This window comes from uncultured Marinobacter sp., assembly GCF_947488835.1.
GTDB lineage: Bacteria > Pseudomonadota > Gammaproteobacteria > Pseudomonadales > Oleiphilaceae > Marinobacter.
Genome location: NZ_CANLBK010000003.1, coordinates 176,801 through 196,554, shown reverse-complemented (window position 1 = coordinate 196,554; position 19,754 = coordinate 176,801). Strand labels below are relative to the sequence as shown.

Here is a 19,754-nt window from a genome sequence, read left to right as displayed (position 1 = left end):
GGCATCTCGTTACTCGTTCCCGTCTTGTGGCGGAGCTTTATTTACCTTAGCTGGCCCACACGCTATGTCCAAACGATTTATACCCGTAATTATTCTCGCCGCCGGAGTTTTGGGCTTCCTGTTTTTGAAAATGACCCGTCCGGAGCCCGCCCAGGTTTCTGCAACTGAGCGAAGCTGGCGGGTGCAGGTTCAAGTGGTTGAACCAACCCTGCACACGCCCGTGCTGCCTTTGTACGGCGAAGTAGTCGCCCCGGAGCAGATGCTGGTGGTTGCTGCTATGGCTGGCCGCATATCAGAGCGGTCCGTGGCAGAAGGGCAGCGAGTGAACGCCGGTGACTTGCTGGTGGCTCTGGACGCTCAGGATGTAGAGCCTGTGCTGGCCCAGGCGAAAGCGCAGGTGGCCGACCTTGAGGCACAGATTCGCGCGGAACAGGTGCGCTACAGCAATGATCAGGCTGCGCTCAAAAGCGAGCAGGCCATCCTAGCGAATGCCCACCGACAGTTGGAGCGTACGCGTTCGCTGGTAGACCGCAACCTTGCCTCCCGAGAGAACCTGGAGAGCGTAACGGACGGCGCCGCCAGGGCTGAGTTAACTGCCAGCATTCGCCAGCGCGCCATAGACGAACACCCGGCGCGGCTGCAAAGCCTGGAGGCCAGGCTTGCACAGGCAGAAGCCACGCTTGCGACCACGCAGCGGGATGCCGAGCGCTCCCGGGTTGTGGCCCCGTTTGACGGTGTTGTCACAGATGTTCAGGTGGCTCTGGGCGACCAGGTATCGAAAAACCAGAAACTGCTCTCCGTGTATGCAATAGAGGGTCTGGAGCTCCGGGCCCGAGTGCCTGACCTGTATCGGGCGGAGCTGATGGGTGCATTGGCGGAGGGTAGAGACCTTTTTGCCTACAGCGATCAGCGCGAGATTCGCTTCCGGCTGGAGCGCTTCGCCGGAATTAGCGACCCTGCCGGAACCGAAGCAATCCTCGCACTGGCGGGAGATTCAGCGGGCTTGCGGCCTGGCGCCCTGTTACCCGTTATCCTTGAGCGGCCAGAGCGCAGCCAGGCTGTGGCCATTCCGTTCAGTGCCTTGTATGGCGCCAACAATGTGTACCTGATGGCAGACGATAACCGCATGCAGCGTGTGTCTGTTGAACGGGTAGGCGAAGCGCTCTCTGCCAATGGTGAGCGGCGTCTTCTGGTTGCCGGTGAAGCGCTCAAGCCTGGCGCTCAGCTGATTATTACCCATCTTCCCAATGCCCTCACTGGCCTTAAAGTAGACGTGGCCAGCGACGGGAGCCCGGTTCAATGAGGCGCAGAAAAGGCGTCATAGGTTTTTTTGTCCATCACAAGGTTGCTGGCAACCTGGTGATGTTGATGATGCTGCTTGCCGGTACGCTGGGCATTACCCGTATGAATGTGCAGTTTTTCCCCACCTTTGCGTTGGACGTGGTCAGCGTGCGCGTGGTCTGGAGTGGTGCCTCCGCAGAAGATGTGGAGCAGGGTATTACCAATCCTCTGGAACAGCGACTGCGCAGTGTGAATGGCCTCAAGAAGATGACCTCCACTTCGGCCCAGAGCATTGCATCCATCACTCTGGAGTTTCAGGAAGGCACTAACCCGATCACCGCCCTGGATGATGTGCGCCAGCAGGTGGATGAATTCAACAACCTGCCCACAGACGCCGAGGAACCCCGGGTCGCCCGGATTGAGCGCTACGAGCCCGTCGCCCGATTGCTGGTGTTCGGTGATGTGGATCGCCTCGAACTGCGGGCTCTGGCTTACCGCTATGAAGACGAACTTCTGCAGCGCGGTATAGATAGGGTGTCTTTCCGCGGCCTGCCGGAGCAGCAAATCAGCATTGATGTTCCGGTGGAAAGGCTGGAGACGCTGGGGCTTGCGCTCGGGCAGATTGCCGACAGAGTGGCATCGGTTTCGCGGGATTTACCCGCCGGGATCATGGCACAGCAGGATGCAGCCCGTGAGCTGCGATCGGTAGAGCAGCGGCGCAGCCCGCAAGCGTTTGAATCCTTGCCAGTGCTCAGTGGTGAACGTGTTCAGTTGCGGCTGGGGGACATTGCCGATGTTCGTCAGGAAGATCGCGAAAGCCAGGTGGCTCTCACCCGCAATGGTTTTCCGGCCATTGAATTGCAACTGCAGAGATCTGAAAACGGTAACTCCCTGGCAGCCGCCAAGGTTCTGGAACAATGGCTTGATGATACCCAAGCCACGTTGCCGCCTACGATACAGCTGGAGGTTTACGATGAGACCTGGCAGCTGCTGAACGACCGTATTTCACTCCTCACCAGTAACGGCCTTAGTGGCCTGATACTGGTGGTTTGCCTGCTCTACCTGTTCCTGCCTGGGCGTGTTGCCCTTTGGGTGGCAGTGGGGATTCCAACAGCCTTTCTGGCAGCGCTTGGTGTGTTCTGGCTGATTGGCGGCTCCATCAACATGATGTCCCTGTTTGCGCTGATTATGGCGCTGGGGGTGATTGTGGACGATGCCATTGTGGTGGGGGAAGACGCCGACGCCCATGCCCGCATGGGAGAGGCCTCTATTTACGCCTCGGAAGGCGCGGCAAAACGCATGGTGTGGCCTGTATTGGCGTCGTCGTTGACCACCGTTGCCGCGTTTATGCCATTGCTGGTTGTGGGGGGTGTTATCGGTAATATCCTTGGCGATATTCCCGTCATCATGATCTGCGTGCTAATTGCGTCGCTGCTTGAATGCTTCATTGTTCTGCCAGCGCACTTGCGGCACGCGTTCAAGCCTCGGAATGCGAACAAGAGTATCCCGGAACCTGCCGAGCCCAGCCGTAACCCCATTGCACGTTTCCGCAATGGGTTCGAGCGCCGGTTTGATCGCTTTCGCGAAGGCCCCTTCCGCCGGTTTTCCCAGCGTAGCCTGGAGAACCGTGGCATCACCATGGCCTGTGTTCTGGCCCTGGCGCTGGTTACCGTTGGGCTACTGGCCGGTGGTCGTCTCGGGTTCAACTTCTTCCCCACACCCGAGCCGTCTGTGCTTTACGCCAATGCCAGCTTTGTTGCGGGCACCGACAGTAAAACCGTAGACCGGTTTATGGTGGATATGCAAAAGGCGCTGAACGAGACGGAATCGGCCTTGGGCGGCAATCTCATATTGCATGCAGTGACTACTGAAGGCGCCACCCTGGGTGGCGGTGGAAGCTCTCGCGCCGGTGATGAGCTGGGTTCCATAATGATTGAGCTGGCGCCGTCGGACCAGCGTGAGGTGCGCAACCCTGAATTGATCAATGAATGGCGTAGTCGCCTGAACCTGCCTGCGGGGCTGGATAACCTGTCCATTTCCGAGCGTCAGGCTGGGCCGCCGGGCCGGGATGTGAATGTGCGGCTTACCGGAGAGAATGCACAGAACCTGAAGTCTGCGGCAGAAGAGCTGGCGCAGGCGTTATCAACATTGCCTGGCGTGCTGGATGTAGAAGATGACATGCCCTGGGGGCGTGAGCAGTTGATCTATCAGGCCAGTGCTTATGGCGAGGCGCTGGGCCTCACCACGACCGATTTGGGTAGTCAGTTGCGAGCAGCATTTGATGGCAGGGTTGCCCAGATCTATCAGGACGGTCGTGATGAGATGGAAGTGCGGGTGCAGCTGCCCCGGGACCAGCGCGAGCGTTTATCCACACTCTCTCGCGTGACCGTGCGCATACCGGATGGCCGCTTCGTGCCACTGGGGCAGGTAATGAACCTGGATCACCGCCAGGGTTTCGAGGCACTGCGCCATGCCGATGGCAAGCTGGCCGTAGAGGTAACCTCCGCCTTGAACACGCGGGTAAGCACCACTGACCAGATTATTGAAAGCCTGGAGGCCGACGCCCTGCCGGACATCGCCAGCCGCTACAACCTGCGCTACAGCTTTGAAGGCCGGTCGGCGGATCAGCGGGAAACCATTGCGGATATGAAAACCGGCCTGGTGGTCGGTATCGCCCTGATGTACGTGATCCTCGCCTGGGTGTTCGCCTCCTGGAGTTTGCCGTTGATCGTGATGGCGATCATCCCCTTTGCACTGGTGGGTGCCCTTCTGGGCCACTGGGTGATGGGGATTCAGCTCACGGTGCTATCCCTGTTTGGGCTGTTTGGACTGGCAGGCATTGTGGTGAATAACGCGATCATTCTGGTGTCTTTCTACAACCACCAACGTGAGAAAGGATTGGGCATTAACGAAGCACTGAACGAAGCCGCCGTGCAGCGGGTGCGTGCTGTATTGCTGACCTCGCTGACCACCATAGGTGGGTTGTTACCCCTGCTGTTTGAAACCTCATTGCAAGCGCAGTTCCTGGTTCCCATGGCCACCTCGATTGCATTTGGCCTGGGGCTGTCTACTGTTCTGGTGCTGGTGATTATTCCGGCCCTGCTATCCTTGCTGGAACAGTTTCGTGAATGGAGGCAAGGAGGGGAGCCAATATGACAGAGTCTCTGCTGGCTGTTCGGGGCTTGAGCAAGCATTTCGTCAGCGGCAATGAAACCGTCCCGGTGATCGAAAAACTGTCATTCACCATGGGTGAGGGGCAGTCTTTGGCGCTGACCGGACGCTCCGGCTCCGGTAAAAGCACACTGCTGAACCTGTTATGTGGCCTGGAATCACCGGATGCCGGCACCATCGTCATGCAGGGACAGGTTTTTGAGGCGGGCGGTGCAGCGGCACGAAAAAAGGCTGCGGCATGGGCCAGCTTGCGCCGGCAGCAGATTGGCGTGGTGTTTCAGGAAGCTAACCTGATGCCCGCCCTGACGCTACTGGAGAATGTGCGGTTTCGCGCCCAGCTTGCCGGTCGTGATCCGGCCAACAGTGAGGACTGGCTGACGCGTCTGGATATAGGTGATCTGGCCCGGCGCTACCCGGATCAGGTATCCGGCGGCCAACGCCAGCGAGCGGCACTGGCTATGGTGTTCGCCATGGAGCCCGCACTAATGCTGGCAGACGAGCCCACGGGCAGCCTTGATCGCCAGACAGCCGCCGAGGTTGCCCAGGTATTATTTGACCTTCAGGCACGTCACGGTTGCAGCTTGATACTGGCAACCCACGATGTCGAGCTAGCCGCCGGTTGCCAACAGCTTCTGGATCTTGGCCATCTGAGCGCCGTATGAAGCGGCGCATTTCTTTCTCATCGTCATTGCCCATACCGCGGGCCCTGCTCAGCCATTATCGCCGTCACCCTCTGCAGCTGCTCGCCCTGGCGACTATGATCGTTCTTGCCACCATGTTGTGGACCGGGGTGAATCAACTCACCAGCCAGGCGCGAGCGAGCCTTGAGCAGAGCGAACAAGCGGTGGCAGAGCGCCAGCAAGTGGTCAGGGATGATGGCCATGCTTTGATGGTTGAAGACTTTGTGTCCCTTCGCCTTGCTGGTGTGTGTGTAATGCCTTGGCTCGAAGTCACTCCGGATTCTGGTAGTCGTATTATCGGAGTGGATCCTTTGGCCGCCCACTGCTTTGGCACGGGAGCATCCGAAGCACTGGATCAGCCTTTGGATGGAAAGCCTTTTGTGGATATGAGCAGCGCTGCTGACACCCCCGCTCGTGAAAGCCGTTTTTATCTGCTGACCCCTGATTCTACGCAAGCCTCTGATTTGCCCAATGGCTATCACCTGAGAACCTTCGCGACCGGCCCGGAAACAGGCGAGCTGGGGGACAGCTTTCTGCTCAATCTTGAAGCCTTGGGGGTTCTGGTTCTGCTCATTACGGCTCTGCTGTTGCGTAGCGTCTACCTGCTGGGGCTGGCGCAACGCCGGGACGGCTTTGCGTTGTTACACCGGTTCGGGGTCTTGCCAGGGCAGGTTCAACGTTGGCTGGTGGTGGAAATCATCGCACTGACGCTGATCTGTGTGGTGCCCGGCGTATGGCTTGGGCGGTGGCTGGCGGCCGGCCTGGGGGGTGGTTTTGGTCAAGCCCTTGATGGATTGTTTGATATACCCCTTTATGCCGGGCATGGGCAGGGTTGGATAACGCCTGTCCTGGTTATGCTGGCTGTGGTTGTGATTGCCTGTTTGGGGGATCTGCTGTTGCTCAGATTCCGTGAACGCTTGTCTTTGTCTGTACCAAAGCGGTTAGGTTTGGCGACGGCTTTGTTTATGGCGGGGCTGGTTATGGCCTGGTTGGCGCCATCGCTGCTTTGGGTGTTTGTTGCGGTGGCTCTGGTGTTTGCCGGTGCTGGCTGGCTGACACCCGTCACGGTTACTCGCTTTGCCAATTGGCGCGCAGATCAGTCGAAAGCCCCGCTTGCCCGGTGGCGCTACAGGGAACTCGCTGTGCTGGCGCGTCGTCTGACATTGCCATTGGTCGCCTTGCAGTTTGCCCTCGCCATGGTGCTGGCGATTCAGGCTTTGGTCACCACCTTTGAAAATACCTTTGATCGCTGGCTGGGGCAGCGGCTGGAAGCAGCCTATTACATTGAAGTGCCCGCTGGGGCAGACAGCCGAAAAGCAGCTGATTGGCTCACCGGCCACAAGGCAAGTAATCCGGGCATGCAGTGGCATCAGGTAATTCGGGGCAGCACCCGGATGGCAGACAAGGCTGCTGCAAGCAGCCAGCAGGTGGATATTTACGCGCTTGCGCCCATAAGCTCTCTGATAACCGGGTGGGGACTGTTGGAAGCGGAAGATCACCCCTGGGAGGCGTTGGCTGGCAATAAGGGCGTAATGATCAACGAGCAGCTGGCCCGCAGGCAAAAGCTTGGGGTTGGGGATACTCTGCAATTGGTTCTCGACGAGCAGACTCGGGACATGCGGATTCTCGGGGTTTACCCGGACTATGGCCGCCCGGTGGGCGAGGTTTTGCTGAATGCAGAAGCCCTGCCTGATAATTTCAACGCCCGCTCCGAGAGCTTCTCCATAACGCCGGGTGAGTTGGGGATTGGACCTGTTACCGATGGATTAAAACGGATCTGGAGTGTTGAAACCCTATCCATGAGAGACAACAGCACCATTCGCGAGCTGGCGACCGGCGTGTTTGATCAGACCTTTGCGTTAACCCGCGCCATGACACTGCTTACCCTGATTCTGGCAGCGTCCGCGTTGTTGATGATGGGTTGGGTATTTTTCACCACTCGAGCCTGGTACTTCCGGCTTCTGGTGGTGTGGGGTATGTCGCAGCAGGAAGTTGCAGGCCAGTTGCTGCGGTTGGCATTGGCGCTGACTGGCGGTATTGCCTTGCTGGCCCTGCCTTTGGGTATCTGGCTCACCTGGGTGCTGGTGCACCGGATCAATCCACTGGCATTTGGCTGGTCGCTGCCTATGGCCGTGTACCCGGCATTCTGGCTGGAGCTTGGCGCTCTTAGCCTGGCCATTGGCTTGAGCATTGCTGCGCTGATGCGCAGGCAACTTGGCAAACCCTCCGTTGCACCTGTATCTGCCAGCGCCTTGACGGGAGGTGAGCGATGAACCGGTACCCGGGATTTTTGTTGGGGCTACTGCTATTGGCTGGCTGCTCTGGCGATGCCAGCGAGGAAGGCTTTGCAGGTTTGGCGGGGCTTGAGCAAAGCGCTGCAGGAGAAACGCCCTATTTGCAGCCAGGGCCCGGAGATCGGCTGGGGTTCCCCGCTGATTTCGGGCCGCATCCTCAGCATCGGATCGAATGGTGGTACCTCACTGCAAACCTTGAAACGACTGACGGCGAACCCTTGGGGGTGCAATGGACCCAGTTCCGGCAGGCACTCCAGCCCAGAGTTGCCTCCGAGCCTGGGCCAGATTCAACCGATTGGCCATTACAGGCGGCATGGATGGCCCACGGCGCAGTGAGTTGGAAGGGGAAGCACTACTTTACGGAAAAGCTGGCCCGCGGCGATATGGGGAATGCGGGGGCAACGGCCGTTCCCTTTCAGGTTTGGCTGGATAACTGGTGGCTGCAGGGCAGTGCCAATAACGATCGCTGGCAACTGCAAGCGGCAGGCGAAGGCTGGAGTTACGACCTGACGCTCGCTATTCAGGGCGAGCCCGTGGGCCATGGGAATAAGGGCTTCAGCGCCAAATCCGTGGGTGGCGAGGGTTCCATGTACTTCAGCCTGGTAGACATTGCCATAACCGGCGAGGTGGTGCTGGAAGGCAAGGCATTGGAGGTATCAGGTAAAGGCTGGTTTGATCGGGAGTGGAGCAGCCAGCTTCTGAAAACCGGGCAAAAAGGATGGGACTGGTTTGCGTTGCATCTGGATAGCGGGGATAAGCTGATGGCATTCCAGTTGCGGGACGACAGCGGCAGTTTTCTATCTGGCACCTGGCTTCCTGCAGAAGGAGATCCCATTCCCTTGAGTTCTGAAGAGATTGGCGTGAAAGCACTGGAGCTGCGTAAGGGCGTACCTGTGCGTTGGCAGCTCAGCGTTCCGGCCTATCAGGTGGATCTGGAGCTGAGTGCGCCATTAGGCGATTACCTTAATGCCGGGCTCTATCCCTATTGGGAGAGCCCGGTAGAGGTGTCAGGAAGCCATTCTGGAGTGGGCTATATGGAGCTCACGGGTTATGCCGACTGAGCGTGGGTTACCAGGTGATGGTCCCTGAATCCGAATCCGGGCTGACAGGGCGGATGTCGATGATGGCCTCGCGCTCGGCTGTGTCTTTTTCAATTAATTCACGAAGCCGCATACGCTGCTCTTCCAGGGGCTCGGACATATCGATGATGATCTCAACGCGTCGGTTTCTTGCCCTGTTCTCAGCGGAGGTGTTGGCTATTCTCGGCTCTGTGTCAGCCAGACCTTTAACGGCCAGGCGCGTTGCATCAACGCCTCCGGTAGCTAGCAAGGCATTGGCAACGGCTGCTGAACGGGCTGCAGACAGGTCCCAGTTGCTGTAAAAGCGCGAGGTTCGAATGGGAACGTCGTCGGTATGGCCTTCCACTGTCAGGTCCCCGGGCATATCCGCTAGTACCTTTGCCATATCCAGAAGCAGGCTTTCAAACTCCCAGGTCAGCTCTGCTGAGCCCGAGGGGAACGAGCCCTTTTCTTCAACCCGGATAACAATTCTGTGTTTATCCAGATCGGCTTCTACTGTTATGCGCCCATCGTCAATGGCCTCTTCAAGAACCTCTTGAATGCGGCTGGCACTGGCTTCAAGAGATTCATTTGCAGCAGATTCCAGCGCATCTTCCGTAGGGCTTTTAAGGGTCTGTAACTCTGGCTGTTGATCGGTTGTGGTCTGTTTGATTTCGTTAACCAGCGTTGGCTCTGGCGGCGCCGGCGAGAACTTGTCGAAAATCGGGCTGGTGCCCATGGGGATTTCCAGTGCCGGTATATCCCGCTGTACGCCGAAGGCTTTTGAGAGCTCACCAGCAATCTGCTTGAACTTCATCGCGTCGATTTCAGAAAACGACAGCAGAAGCACAAAGAAGCACATCAGCAGCGACATCAGGTCGGCAAAGGTGACAACCCAAGCCGGGATGCCCGGTTTTTCCTCTTCTGGGAGCTCATCCATGGGGGCTTATCCGCTGGCGGCCTCCGCCTCAGGCGCCTTGCCGCGCTCTTTTGGAGTCAGGTAGCTAGATAGCATCTGCTCGATAACCCGTGGGTTAATGCCTTGCTGAATGGCCACTAGCGCATCGGTGTAGAGCATTTGCATGCGGGCTTCTTCAGTCATCCGCAAAGAAAGCTTGTCCGCAATGGGAGTGGCGATCATGGTGGCAATCATTGCGCCGTAAAGTGTGGTTAGCAGAGCAACCGCCATGGCCGGGCCGATGGATTTCGGGTCTTCCATATTGGAAAGCATCTGCACCAAACCAATCAGGGTGCCGATCATGCCCATTGCGGGTGCGACATCCGCCATGGCGGTAAACACTTTGGAGCCAGAGCGGTTGTAATCCAGTGTCATCAGACGTTCTTTATCAAGAAGCTGCTTGATGGTGTCATCGGTTTGACCATCCACCAGCATCTGGATGCCACTACCGAGGAATGGCGAGCTGACCTCACGGCCTTCAAGCCCCAAGGAGCCTTCTTTGCGGGCTATGTTTGCAACTTCTACCAGCTCTTCAATACTGGTTTGGGTTTCCGGGAGCTTGAACTTGAACGCCCGGGCAGCCGCCTTGAAGGCACCAAGAAACTGCGGGATGCTGAATTTGGCGAGAACCACCAGCAGAGTTCCACCAACTACGATCAGCAGTGATGCCCCGTTGAGGAAAACACCAGGCGCCGCACCAAGAACAACGGCCGTTACGATCAGTAATATGGCACCAAGAAGGCCAATCAGGGTGGCTAAATCCACGTGATCTCCAGGGGACTTGAGGGTTTAAAGGGGAAGTGGCTCAGGTTACCTATAGTTCATTATTCAATCAATCCGCTTGTGCCGATTGCCGGCTTTCTTCTTTAACTTCTTTCCAGGCTGCATACTTGTGCAAGTCAGACTCGACCAACTTCAAACATAGTGCAACCACCCCAACATCGTCCAGAAAGCCGATGCCGATGATAATATCGGGGATAAAATCCAGCGGGTTCATTACATAGAGAAGGGCGCCAGCCATGGCCGCTATGCTCTTCCATGGCACATCTCGATAACTGCCGTTCCAGTAGTCGCGGATCATGGAAAACATCAGTTTGATATCGGCACTGAATCGTTTCAGCTTGCCACTGCCTTTGACCTTTTTCTCAATCGCCTTCTGCCGCTCAAGCAGCGCCTCCAGATCGGCACGGTTTACTTTCTCGGCTTCGGCATCTAACTGTTTGCGGGCGTTCTTCTGGCTGAACAAGGCCATGAAAACGAGTCCTCTTTTGGTGGTTAACGATCTACCGTAATGATGTCATGAAATCAGTCAACGTACTGTATCGGGTTACCGCCCCTGTAGCATGAAGGTTTCGTACTCCAGCCGGTCGAACTTGCGGGAAAGCATTGCCAGGCCGATAACGGAAGACAGGAACGTAGCACCAGCATAACCGTAACCGTAGAAGCTGGCGCCGAGCTCGATCGTTGTGATGGTGAAAACAATGTTGCTGGCAAAGAACAAGGCGCACAGAGTTACGTTTATTTGGCGGGAGTCCAGATAAAAAAGAACGTTCTGGATGGCCAGTAAAATGAGCTGCATGGTAACGGCTACCAAATCTATGTAGAACATAGGTAGGTACAGAGTGGATATGCCAATAGCAGAAAGCAGATCATCGGCCCAGATAAACAGAATGATCAGCGTAAAGCTCTGAACCTTGAAGATCTCGTAGATACCACTGCGCGCTACGCGCACCATTTCATCCCGGAAGCCGCTGATGCGTGCCAGGGTGTCGCCCTCCCGAACGGCGGTGTAAAAGCGATCGTAGGCTTCGGAAAAATCGGTTTCCATGCGAACCAGAAACACCGCCATGCCTGGAATAATGGCGAGGTAGGCCAGGAAGATCGAAAGATCATATATAGCTGAAGCTCTGAGGGTTCCGATGACATGCTGAGAGGTGTCGGGGTGAAACCAGAAAATAAACTTATCGGCCCAGACTGCCGCGTTGAACAGCAAGCCTGTGGCAATCAGTGCGGGGAAAATCTGTGCTCTGCGAGTGAAGTTGAACTTTACCGGGCTATCGCTGGGATATTGGCGAACGATGGTGAACAGAAAGCTGAACAGCAAAAGCGCGTGGCCTAGCAGCAAGCCACCAAGCAAGCCTTCGAGGCCAAAACCTGACAACAGCAGCGAGGCTATAATGGCCGTGGTATAGCCAACCGCAAACAGCCCGACAATCAGGAAATAGGATTTCATCCCTGACAAGAAAATGGTGACCGGCCAGAGGTTACAGAGCACTACAAAGTTGGCCAGCATGAGCAGCTTGTACATGGTGCTGGTGCCGGGCAGCAAAAACAGGACGGCAGGAAGCCCGCCGGCCAGTGCTAAAAGAGTTGAAAGCCAAAGCACCCCCATCAGATTAGGCAGGATCAGGTCATTACGCTTTTCATAGAGCCGGTCGGCCACCCAGCGGGTAAATACATGCTGAAAAAGCCCGGAAAGCGTGAGGGAAATAGCCATCAAGTAGGTAACGGAAACCAGAAACTGAACGATTTCCAAATCACGAACAGCCAGCGTGAGGCTGACGATACCAATCAGCATGACCCCGAGAACCGAGAGCACCCAGGGCCCGGAACTGATAATGCTGGCGAGACCATAAGCGCCGATCAGGCTGCTCAGGTTGTCGCGCTTCAGAATGCGCCTGAGTTCGAATCCTATGCCTGCCATCAGTCTTTCCGATCCGAGGCCATCAGGGCCGTGTCATAAATCTTGCGATATGAATCAAACATAGCGTCGAGCGTGTAATAGCGTTTTACCCGTGTGAGGCCGGTTTCACTCGCCTTTTTCCAGAGGGGCGGGTCCAGCAAGAGCCGGATTGCTTCTCTGGCCGTCGCCTCAGGGTCGGCAATGGGTACTACCGCGCCACTGCGCCCCAAGCTTTTGTCTTCCCCGGTGCCGCCTTCGATAAGCTCGCGGCACGCGCCTACATCTGTGGCCAAACAGGGCAAGCCAGCAGCTTGGGCTTCAAGAATGACCAGTGGTAGCGCCTCTGAAATCGAGGTCAGAACCATCAAACCTAGCTGAGGCAGGATATCGTTTACATTCTGGAAGCCCAAAAACTTAACGTGGCCCTCCAAGCCCAGACTACTGACTAACTCCCGGCACTCGGTCACATAGGTGGGGTCTTCTTCCTCAGGGCCGACAATCCAGCCTTCCACATTGGGAATAACCTCGTATACGGAGCGCATGGCACGAATAAACGTTTTGATGTCCTTGATTGGAACGACTCTGCCCACCAGCCCCATAACCATTGGCACTTCTTCTGGTCGCGCAGCGAGAGGGCCTTCGAATCGTGTTGGGTCGATCCCGTTTGGAATTATGTGGGTGCGGGCTGGATCTGCGCCATCAGCCAACTGACGCTGCTGGTTACCTAGATAGAGCGAGATGATCGGATCGGCCATTTGGTACGACATGCGGCCCAAAGATTCGAAAAAACGGATCCATAACTGCCGGATATAGCCCAGCTGGTCGTTAAGGTTGGTGCTGACCTTGTCACTGACATCGCTTATCCAGTCGGCCTGAGAGAGGTCGATTTTTCTCTCTTTGGTGTAAATTCCATGCTCGGTCAGGATGTACGGCACGCCTCGGGATTCCTGAATCATCGCTCCCATCAAGCCCGCGTAGCCGGTTGAAACGGCATGCACTGCTCGGGTGGGCGGGATGTTTTGGGCGATTTCCGCAATCCGGAACAACGGCCCGTGCATGATTTTGATGGTCCAGAAATAATCTATGAACGACGGATCGGTGCAATACTTGCTGTAGCTTTCGCCGATTACTTTCCAGCTTTCCTGGCTATATAAAAAGTCTTCTTTGCTGATGCCGCCTTTGCGTCCGAGATCCTTGAAGATTTTACTCATAAGCCCCTTCTTTATTGGAGCTTTTTGGCGAAACTGAGTATGCAGCTTGCGCTGGTCGTTGAAGGCTGAGCGGTTGCCTTTTCTCGGGCTCGGTTTTGCCTCATCAAGCGGATCCATCAGGTAATGGCACTCAAGATGGGTAACGTTGTCTGGGAGTTCATACTGGTGTTCGCCGTAATGGCTGCGGTCGCCGCCCAGAAAAACCAGCGAAAAACTATATTGAGGCAACCCGGTAATGATTTGGTGCACCCAGGATGAAACACCTCCGCGAACGAAGGGGTAGGTGCCTTCCAATAGTAAGGTAATATCAGCTACGGGATTTTCTTTCGCGGTTTGTCGACCGATCATAACCAGCCCTCGATCACTGCTTTAACGTTAGGTGGTAGACCGTAGCGAGAACAATTCGCCAGTTGAAAGCGAACTTTTTGAAAGTCACGGGCCAGGAACGCCATTTCAGCCTGATACGGAAGAATCAGTTCTGGCGGTGCCCCGTTGGCTAGGGACGCCTCAAATGCCGCGCCCGCCGCAGTGGTGTTGTTCAGCGCAAGCTCTACCCGACCCAGCAGCCGCCAGTCGTTATGTTGTGATTTTGTGCCGGTGAGATCTACTAACAGCTTGCGAGCATTCTCAAGGTAGTACTGTTTGAGGCCACCTTGTGCCAGCCCAAGATAGGCAATCTCCCACCAGGTTTGAGCCAGCCGGCGGGCGAGCAAATTGCGTTCTGGGTGATCAGGCCTCTCCAGTAGCTTTTTCAAACGTTGAGCCTGCGTGGCCAGTTTCTTTTCTTTTTGCTCCAGCATTGAATACGCCAGCAACCGGACATCGTCGGAGGGGTCTTTGAGGGCCTCCTGAAGTAGGCCAACAGCCTCTCGATCATTCAGCTGCCGGGAGGCCAGCAGAGCTTTCAAGCGTTTCTCCGGGGCGCTGGCTTCTCGAAGCACTTCGCGCAAACCACCGTCGCTAAGGATCATTTGTTGATCCATATCCATAGGGCTAAAGGGCAACTCCGGTATCGGTGTCTCCTGCCATGGGGTGCTGGGTGTTTTGCGCGGAAGGTGCAAGGGCAGCAAGATGCCGCCAAAAACACCAAGACTGCCGACAATGGGCATGGCAAATTGCAGGGTGAACAGAAAAAGCCCTGCCTGAAGACTCTTCTTCCGGTAACTGGCTGGTAAAAGTGGCAAACACACCAGAGTGAGCGCCAAAGATGCCAGCGCATGTATAAGCAGGTAGGTAACCAGAGCAACGGCAGGCGGCAGGTCTACGAACAGCGACGCAATACCCGCTGTCTCTAGAAAGACCCCTAGCGATAATAGCCAACCGGTCATGTATGGGCCTTCTGTATACGGTTAAGCCAGTTGACGATATTGCTCTTTGGGCCAACCTGGTGCTGCTGGATACGCGCTATCGACGTCAGGTTTTGTCCTGAGTGCTGGCGAATGTCGTCGGTCAATCGTTGCAGATATGACGCGCATCCCAGTTCGTCGGTCAAAGGCAATAGAATAACCAGCTGCGTTTCGGGTGCTTCCGGCGGGAACGCGATAACGTCCAGACCACGGCGCATTCGCTGCATCCGTTGGGTGATTTGGACTGCTGTGGCGGTGTCGGCGAAGGTAAAGTGAATCACCATTGACGACAGTTTGTGATTTCGGGCATCAGATGCAACCCGGGCAAGCTGAAATTCAAAGCGACGCCAGTCGGCTATTGGCTGCCCTGGCACCTTGGCGTGCTCTTGAATCATATCTGCCATGTGGCCGGCCATAATGGCAAGCAGGCGCAATGTTTTGGGCTGGAAGCTGAAGAATGGCATGGCCTGAACGGTCACCATTCCGACCATGGTGTTTTCAGAGTTTATCAGCGGCAGGGCCAGCAGCAGGCTGGTTGCCATGGAATTCCGGTTTTCCCGGTGCTCAGTATGAACCGAGACCAGTTGCTGTTCCTGAAGAGCATGGACCAATATTGGATCGTCAGTCTGTGCAGGCTGAAAACTACCGATGGAAGCGACAGGCCTTTCAGCCAGCTTGCCTTCGCTGACCGTATAGATTCCGGCAACCTGCAACTGGCCATAGCGCACCAGTAATCGCATCATCAGTTCGCCTGTTTCGCGGTTTAGCCCAGTGCCTTGGGCGTGAGAGATTTCGCTATCCAGGCGCCTCAGAGCTTCGCGAAGGCTGTTTGAGTTGCCGGCTAATTGTTGTTCGAGGCGGTCATGGGAGACCTTCAGGAGATAGAAGTTCCGAGTGAATTCTTCAAGACGGGTGTGGCGATACTGGTTTGCAGCGACCAGTTTTTCAATCCGACGGTCCCAGTAATCCCGAAACTCTCCTGCGAGCAGGCCAACGCCCATCACCCCGACGCCCCATATGTACGGCGGCGCTGTTACAGGTAATAGGTCAGCGCGCAGAAACAGCCCTCCTGCCGCGAAAATCAGGGTAGACGACACCAGCGCCATCAAAAAGCCGTATCTGAGCCCGGCAATGAGCGATGCCAGTGCAAGCCATGGGAACTCTCCGCTAATTAGCAAAGGGTCTTCAGGGTTTTGCCAGAAGGCGACCCCGATACATGCACCCGTGATAACGAGGGTTTCGAGCCATTTAACCCAGGCTGCAGTTTCTTTGCTGGCGAGGTTGAGGTCGCCGTACACGTCGGAAGTTGTCATATCTATTTAACGTGCAGTCCCAATAACAGGCATTTCATCCAGCAGTTCTTCAAGCACCTTGTGGCCGGCCACGGTGACACCTTCACGACCCCAGCCCGTGCGGGCTCCGGTGCCGGACCAAATCACAGAGTTGTCATCTGCATTTCGGAATACCAGTGTAATGCCTACAGCAGGTTCGCCGTCCAGACCGGATTTGTATCTCCATTCGTCTACAGTGCCTGACACGATAATATCGGCGCCGCTTTCCTTCGCAGCTTCGGTGGCTTCTTGCTGTCTGCCATGGTTGTCGTAAATCAGAGGGTTGTCATCGGCTGGCAGGTAAAGCTCTACCTCGGTTGCACCCCTGGCGCGCAATAGGGCGCTGAGAATGCTGGCGGCCTGATCACCAGCCTGAGGCGTCTGCGACAGGTTGCCAAGCGGGATTACCGCAAAGCGGCTGTCCAGATCGACAGGGTCAGATTGCTGCTGGCTTTGCATGACAGAACAGCCAGCCAGAAAGGCCAGTGTTAGCCCGAGGGTGATGTATCGAATGAGCATGATGGAAACTCCTGTTAATGGCCTAGATAGAGTGTATAGGTTATTTTTGCATCTGCGCGGGCTTGCCCGCCCGGACTGTCGCTGCTATAGCCGGCAGAGATCGCCAGCTCGTCATCACCAGCAATACGCCAGCCAAGGCCCATGCGGGCGCCATAGTCGAAATTTGAGGTAGATAAAACATAGCCGCCATCCAGTGCTAAAAAGTAGCGAGGGGAGGCCGTTGTCCGGTACAGGGCGTGGGGCTCGCCATGGGACCACTCGGAGCTGAACCCGATGCGTCGGTAATCCTCGGATAACAGCCCTCCAGGCGAGAGAGGCACTGTCAGCCTGGCCAGAGTTTGGGGTGACAAGCTATCGCCAAGGCTAAGTTGGCGGCTCTGATAGTTCAGGGAAACTCTCCAGGCGGGGTCACTCCGGAACAGGCTGTAGGTGGCCCTCAGGTTGGCATCGTAGCCAGTGCCAATCTGGCCACCAAAAGCCTCATCGATGGAAAGGTAGTCAATTTCCCCGTTGATCTCCAGCCTGCTCCAGGGCGTAAACCCGGCAGAAAGAGAGAGCCTGTTGGCGGAGGTCAGCCACCAAGCCTCTGCGCTGTCGGTCACCCGCTCGTTCATCGCCAGGGCCGCTCCTGCCGTAACCTTGTCCCAAGGCTGAGTGGTCAGCTCCAGCGACCCCCTCAGCTGTTCACCGTTGGCTAGTGTGTAAGTGCCTACTTCGGCTGCAGCCAGATAATCGTAATAGTTGGTTTGCCATTGTAGACGGCCACTTGAGCCTGGCTGGGGGCGGTCTTTTAGCAGTCCCTGATCGTTGGTTGTAGCTTGCTCCGCAGAGAGAAGCCAGCGATAACGGTCGTGGCTGAACTGCCCTGTTACCTCGGCCACATTTAATGAAAAGCCGCCCAGGTCTCGTACTTTGAAGCCTGCCTGTAATGCCCGGTTGTCGAACTGGTAAAGAGGTTCAAAAGGCTCCTGAACGGGATTGCGGAGTACCGAATAGAGCCGAGCTTTTGTATCCGGGTGCAGGTTGTCCTGTTTGTTCGCGAGCTCCACAGCCCGTCTTCTCAGGGCTTCGGCTTCAGCCTCGGCTTGTGGTTTTGCGCCATAATTTTTGGCGTAATCAGACAGCGCCAGCAGCTGGTCTGGATCATTGCTCAGTTCCGTGCGAGCCACGCTTAGCCATGCGTCGGCCTGCTCTTGCTCACCCAGTGCGAAATGACCGTAGACTTGCAGGGTCAAAGTGTCCGTGGATGGGGTGTCGGCCAGCATCGATAAGATGGCCGGTAGCTGAGCGGGCAACAGGTCAGGCTGGCTGACCAGAAACCAGCCCCAGCTGGATAGAAGGCGCGTGTCATTCGGGCTAATTCTTGCAGCCTCCTGGAACGCTTTCTGAGCGGCTTGCGGATTGCTGTTTTGCTGGTGTGCCCGTGCTGATAAACGCCAGAATGCGGGGTCGTTTGTCGCCTGTGGAGATAGCCTGTCCCATTCCTCAAGAGACTCGGACAGTTCGGTGTAGAGCCCAAGGGAGCTTTGAAGTTCCGCCATGACGACCAAATGGCGTACCTCTCCAGTTTCCTCGTATTGCTGGCGGGTCAACTGCAGGGTTTCTTCCGGTGAGCCAAACTGCCATGAATAACCAATCAGTCGCTCCCTTGTTTCTACCGTCAGCGAATCAGATGGCAGTGCCGTAAGCCGGTCATAGTGGTGCTCGACTAAATCGGTGCGGTTTAGCATTCGGGCAAGGTCCAGGTGCATGGTCTCGACCACTTGCGCCAGAGTGGGGTCTGAAGGGGTGAAGTCCAGAACAGCCAGCGCCGCCTCAGGGTCCCTGAGGCGCCAGTGTAAATTGGCCAGTTGAATCCTTTCTTCGTCACTAAGGGCGGGAGCCGTTTCCAGCAACTGGATGGCCTCGGCAAATCGGCGGCTATTTATCAGCAATGCCAATTTGCGCTTGCGCAATGCTACGTTCTTGGGAAACCGCGACATGCCTTCATTCAAATAGCGATCAGCATCGTTCCATTCGCCGTTGCTGATGAGGGCATTGGCAAGATTGTTATAGCCTTCAGCGGAAAGTTGTCCGCGTGCGGCGCGAACTTTATAAAGCTCGATAAGAGCTGGACCTTTAAACAGGCTCGCAGCCAGGCTGGTTGCCCTGTCGTAGGCCAGAGAAGATGTGTTCCCGGGAGGTTGGTCGAGAAACAATCCACGCCAATAAACCAGTGCCTCTGCGGGTTGGTTGTTCCACTCATAAAGGCGGGCGATGCGTTCTCTGTCAGTGCGGGACAAATCCCGTCCATTGTCTTGCATGCCTTGGGCGGTAATGAGCGCTTCACGAATGTTACCTTGCCCCAGTTGTTGCAGGAGAAGTCTGCGCTGGATATCCATGTTGGTCGGTTCAGCTCGAGCCAGCATCGCCAGCCAGGGCGCGCTGACCTCTGGCTTGTCAGCCAGATCAGCGAGGCGCATGCCTTCTCGCAGTTCCTGGGCCGTTAGCTCGCGCCCTTTGTGGGCGTCCAGAAAACGCCCAAGCGCAGATTCCGGCATACCGGTGGCTAAGTCCAGACGTATCAGATTGCGCGTAAAGGCTGCGGCTTCGTTTGGTGGAGCCAGTCCCTGGATTGACTCAAGAGTATATTTTGCGCCTTCAAGGTCGCCCATGCCTTCTTGCTGTATGGCTTGTTGTTGCCCAATTCTCAAGCGGGTTGTGCCAGTAGTCAGTTCAAAGAGTTGCTGGCGGATAGCAAGCTGCTCTTCGGTGCTCAGCAGTGGCAGAGTGCTGGCGATGAGAGCCTCTTTTTCACCCACGGAATAGATCTGTACCAGCGCTTGCTCAAGAACAGATGTAAGGCTGTTCCGAACCTGCTCGCGAGCAGCGTCTGTCTCTGCGTTGAAAAATTTACCACGTAGCAATTCTGGGTAGGTGGCCATTACCTGCAGTGGTACAGAGGCGTTGTCCAGTAACGGAGCCAAGGTTGCAAGAGCTTGGTCGTTTTCGTCGACCTTCTGCTGCATTCGGCCCAAGGTCAAGCGCAGAGTCTGGTTGTCTGGGTCGGATTTAAGCAGAGTGTCCAGATAAGCAAGGGAAATACTGTCTGGCGATTCGAGGTAACGCGGGTCTTCATAAATAGCGTGGCGCGGGAACAGCAGGTAGAGCGCAACCAGTACCAGTGCGGTCATCGCTAGCAAGGCCGGTAGGCTGAAGAAGGCAGGCTTACGCTGGCGCATT

Annotated in this window: 14 protein-coding genes; 5 read left to right on the top strand and 9 right to left on the bottom strand. The window is 56.3% G+C overall.

Going from position 1 to position 19,754, the window contains the following annotated elements; genetic code table 11:
* The first annotated feature begins 64 nt into the window (after nt 1-64).
* From Q0824_RS12365 to Q0824_RS12345, 5 genes are read left to right on the top strand one after another with little or no spacing between them, the layout of a single operon-like run.
* Nucleotides 65-1,303, top strand: coding sequence for an HlyD family efflux transporter periplasmic adaptor subunit (locus tag Q0824_RS12365; RefSeq protein ID WP_298450967.1), 1,239 nt, complete (start codon nt 65-67; stop codon nt 1,301-1,303).
* A complete protein-coding gene (locus Q0824_RS12360; protein ID WP_298450964.1) occupies nt 1,300-4,437 on the top strand; it encodes an efflux RND transporter permease subunit in 3,138 nt (1,045 codons plus the stop codon). The genes Q0824_RS12365 and Q0824_RS12360 overlap by 4 nt, the downstream gene beginning before the upstream one ends.
* Nucleotides 4,434-5,114: an ATP-binding cassette domain-containing protein gene (locus Q0824_RS12355; RefSeq protein ID WP_298450961.1), complete on the top strand. Its 681-nt coding sequence runs from the start codon at nt 4,434-4,436 to the stop codon at nt 5,112-5,114. Before Q0824_RS12360 ends, Q0824_RS12355 begins: the two co-directional genes overlap by 4 nt.
* On the top strand, nt 5,111-7,405 hold the full coding sequence (locus tag Q0824_RS12350; protein WP_298450958.1) for an ABC transporter permease: 2,295 nt from the start codon (nt 5,111-5,113) through the stop codon (nt 7,403-7,405). Before Q0824_RS12355 ends, Q0824_RS12350 begins: the two co-directional genes overlap by 4 nt.
* The gene (locus Q0824_RS12345) at nt 7,402-8,487 is read left to right on the top strand and encodes a lipocalin-like domain-containing protein (RefSeq protein WP_298450955.1); all 1,086 of its coding nucleotides are present in this window, start codon (nt 7,402-7,404) and stop codon (nt 8,485-8,487) included. The genes Q0824_RS12350 and Q0824_RS12345 overlap by 4 nt, the downstream gene beginning before the upstream one ends.
* Nucleotides 8,488-8,494: 7 nt before the next feature.
* On the opposite strand, the gene Q0824_RS12340 is transcribed toward Q0824_RS12345, so the two are convergent.
* The 9 genes from Q0824_RS12340 to Q0824_RS12300 all read right to left on the bottom strand — a co-directional run bounded on the left by Q0824_RS12340 (nt 8,495) and on the right by Q0824_RS12300 (nt 19,753).
* Complete coding sequence (locus tag Q0824_RS12340) at nt 8,495-9,424, bottom strand: flagellar motor protein MotB (RefSeq protein WP_298450951.1); 930 nt, start codon at nt 9,422-9,424, stop codon at nt 8,495-8,497.
* A 6-nt stretch (nt 9,425-9,430) separates the two neighbouring features.
* Nucleotides 9,431-10,207 (bottom strand): MotA/TolQ/ExbB proton channel family protein, encoded by a 777-nt coding sequence (locus Q0824_RS12335; RefSeq protein ID WP_298450948.1) that lies wholly within the window; start codon nt 10,205-10,207, stop codon nt 9,431-9,433.
* A gap of 67 nt (nt 10,208-10,274) precedes the next feature.
* Nucleotides 10,275-10,694, bottom strand: coding sequence for a YkvA family protein (locus tag Q0824_RS12330; protein WP_298450945.1), 420 nt, complete (start codon nt 10,692-10,694; stop codon nt 10,275-10,277).
* Nucleotides 10,695-10,769: 75 nt separating this feature from the next.
* Nucleotides 10,770-12,146: an exopolysaccharide Pel transporter PelG gene (gene pelG / locus Q0824_RS12325; protein WP_298450942.1), complete on the bottom strand. Its 1,377-nt coding sequence runs from the start codon at nt 12,144-12,146 to the stop codon at nt 10,770-10,772.
* The gene (gene pelF, locus Q0824_RS12320) at nt 12,146-13,684 is read right to left on the bottom strand and encodes a GT4 family glycosyltransferase PelF (RefSeq protein WP_298450939.1); all 1,539 of its coding nucleotides are present in this window, start codon (nt 13,682-13,684) and stop codon (nt 12,146-12,148) included. Before pelF ends, pelG begins: the two co-directional genes overlap by 1 nt.
* Complete coding sequence (locus Q0824_RS12315; protein WP_298450935.1) at nt 13,681-14,664, bottom strand: HEAT repeat domain-containing protein; 984 nt, start codon at nt 14,662-14,664, stop codon at nt 13,681-13,683. The genes pelF and Q0824_RS12315 overlap by 4 nt, the downstream gene beginning before the upstream one ends.
* Nucleotides 14,661-15,995 (bottom strand): PelD GGDEF domain-containing protein, encoded by a 1,335-nt coding sequence (locus tag Q0824_RS12310; RefSeq protein ID WP_298450933.1) that lies wholly within the window; start codon nt 15,993-15,995, stop codon nt 14,661-14,663. The genes Q0824_RS12315 and Q0824_RS12310 overlap by 4 nt, the downstream gene beginning before the upstream one ends.
* 6 nt (nt 15,996-16,001) lie before the next feature.
* Nucleotides 16,002-16,532: a hypothetical protein gene (locus tag Q0824_RS12305; RefSeq protein WP_298450929.1), complete on the bottom strand. Its 531-nt coding sequence runs from the start codon at nt 16,530-16,532 to the stop codon at nt 16,002-16,004.
* 14 nt (nt 16,533-16,546) lie between these two features.
* Nucleotides 16,547-19,753, bottom strand: a complete 3,207-nt coding sequence (locus tag Q0824_RS12300) for a tetratricopeptide repeat protein (RefSeq protein ID WP_298450926.1) — start codon at nt 19,751-19,753, stop codon at nt 16,547-16,549.
* Nucleotide 19,754: the final 1 nt, after the last annotated feature.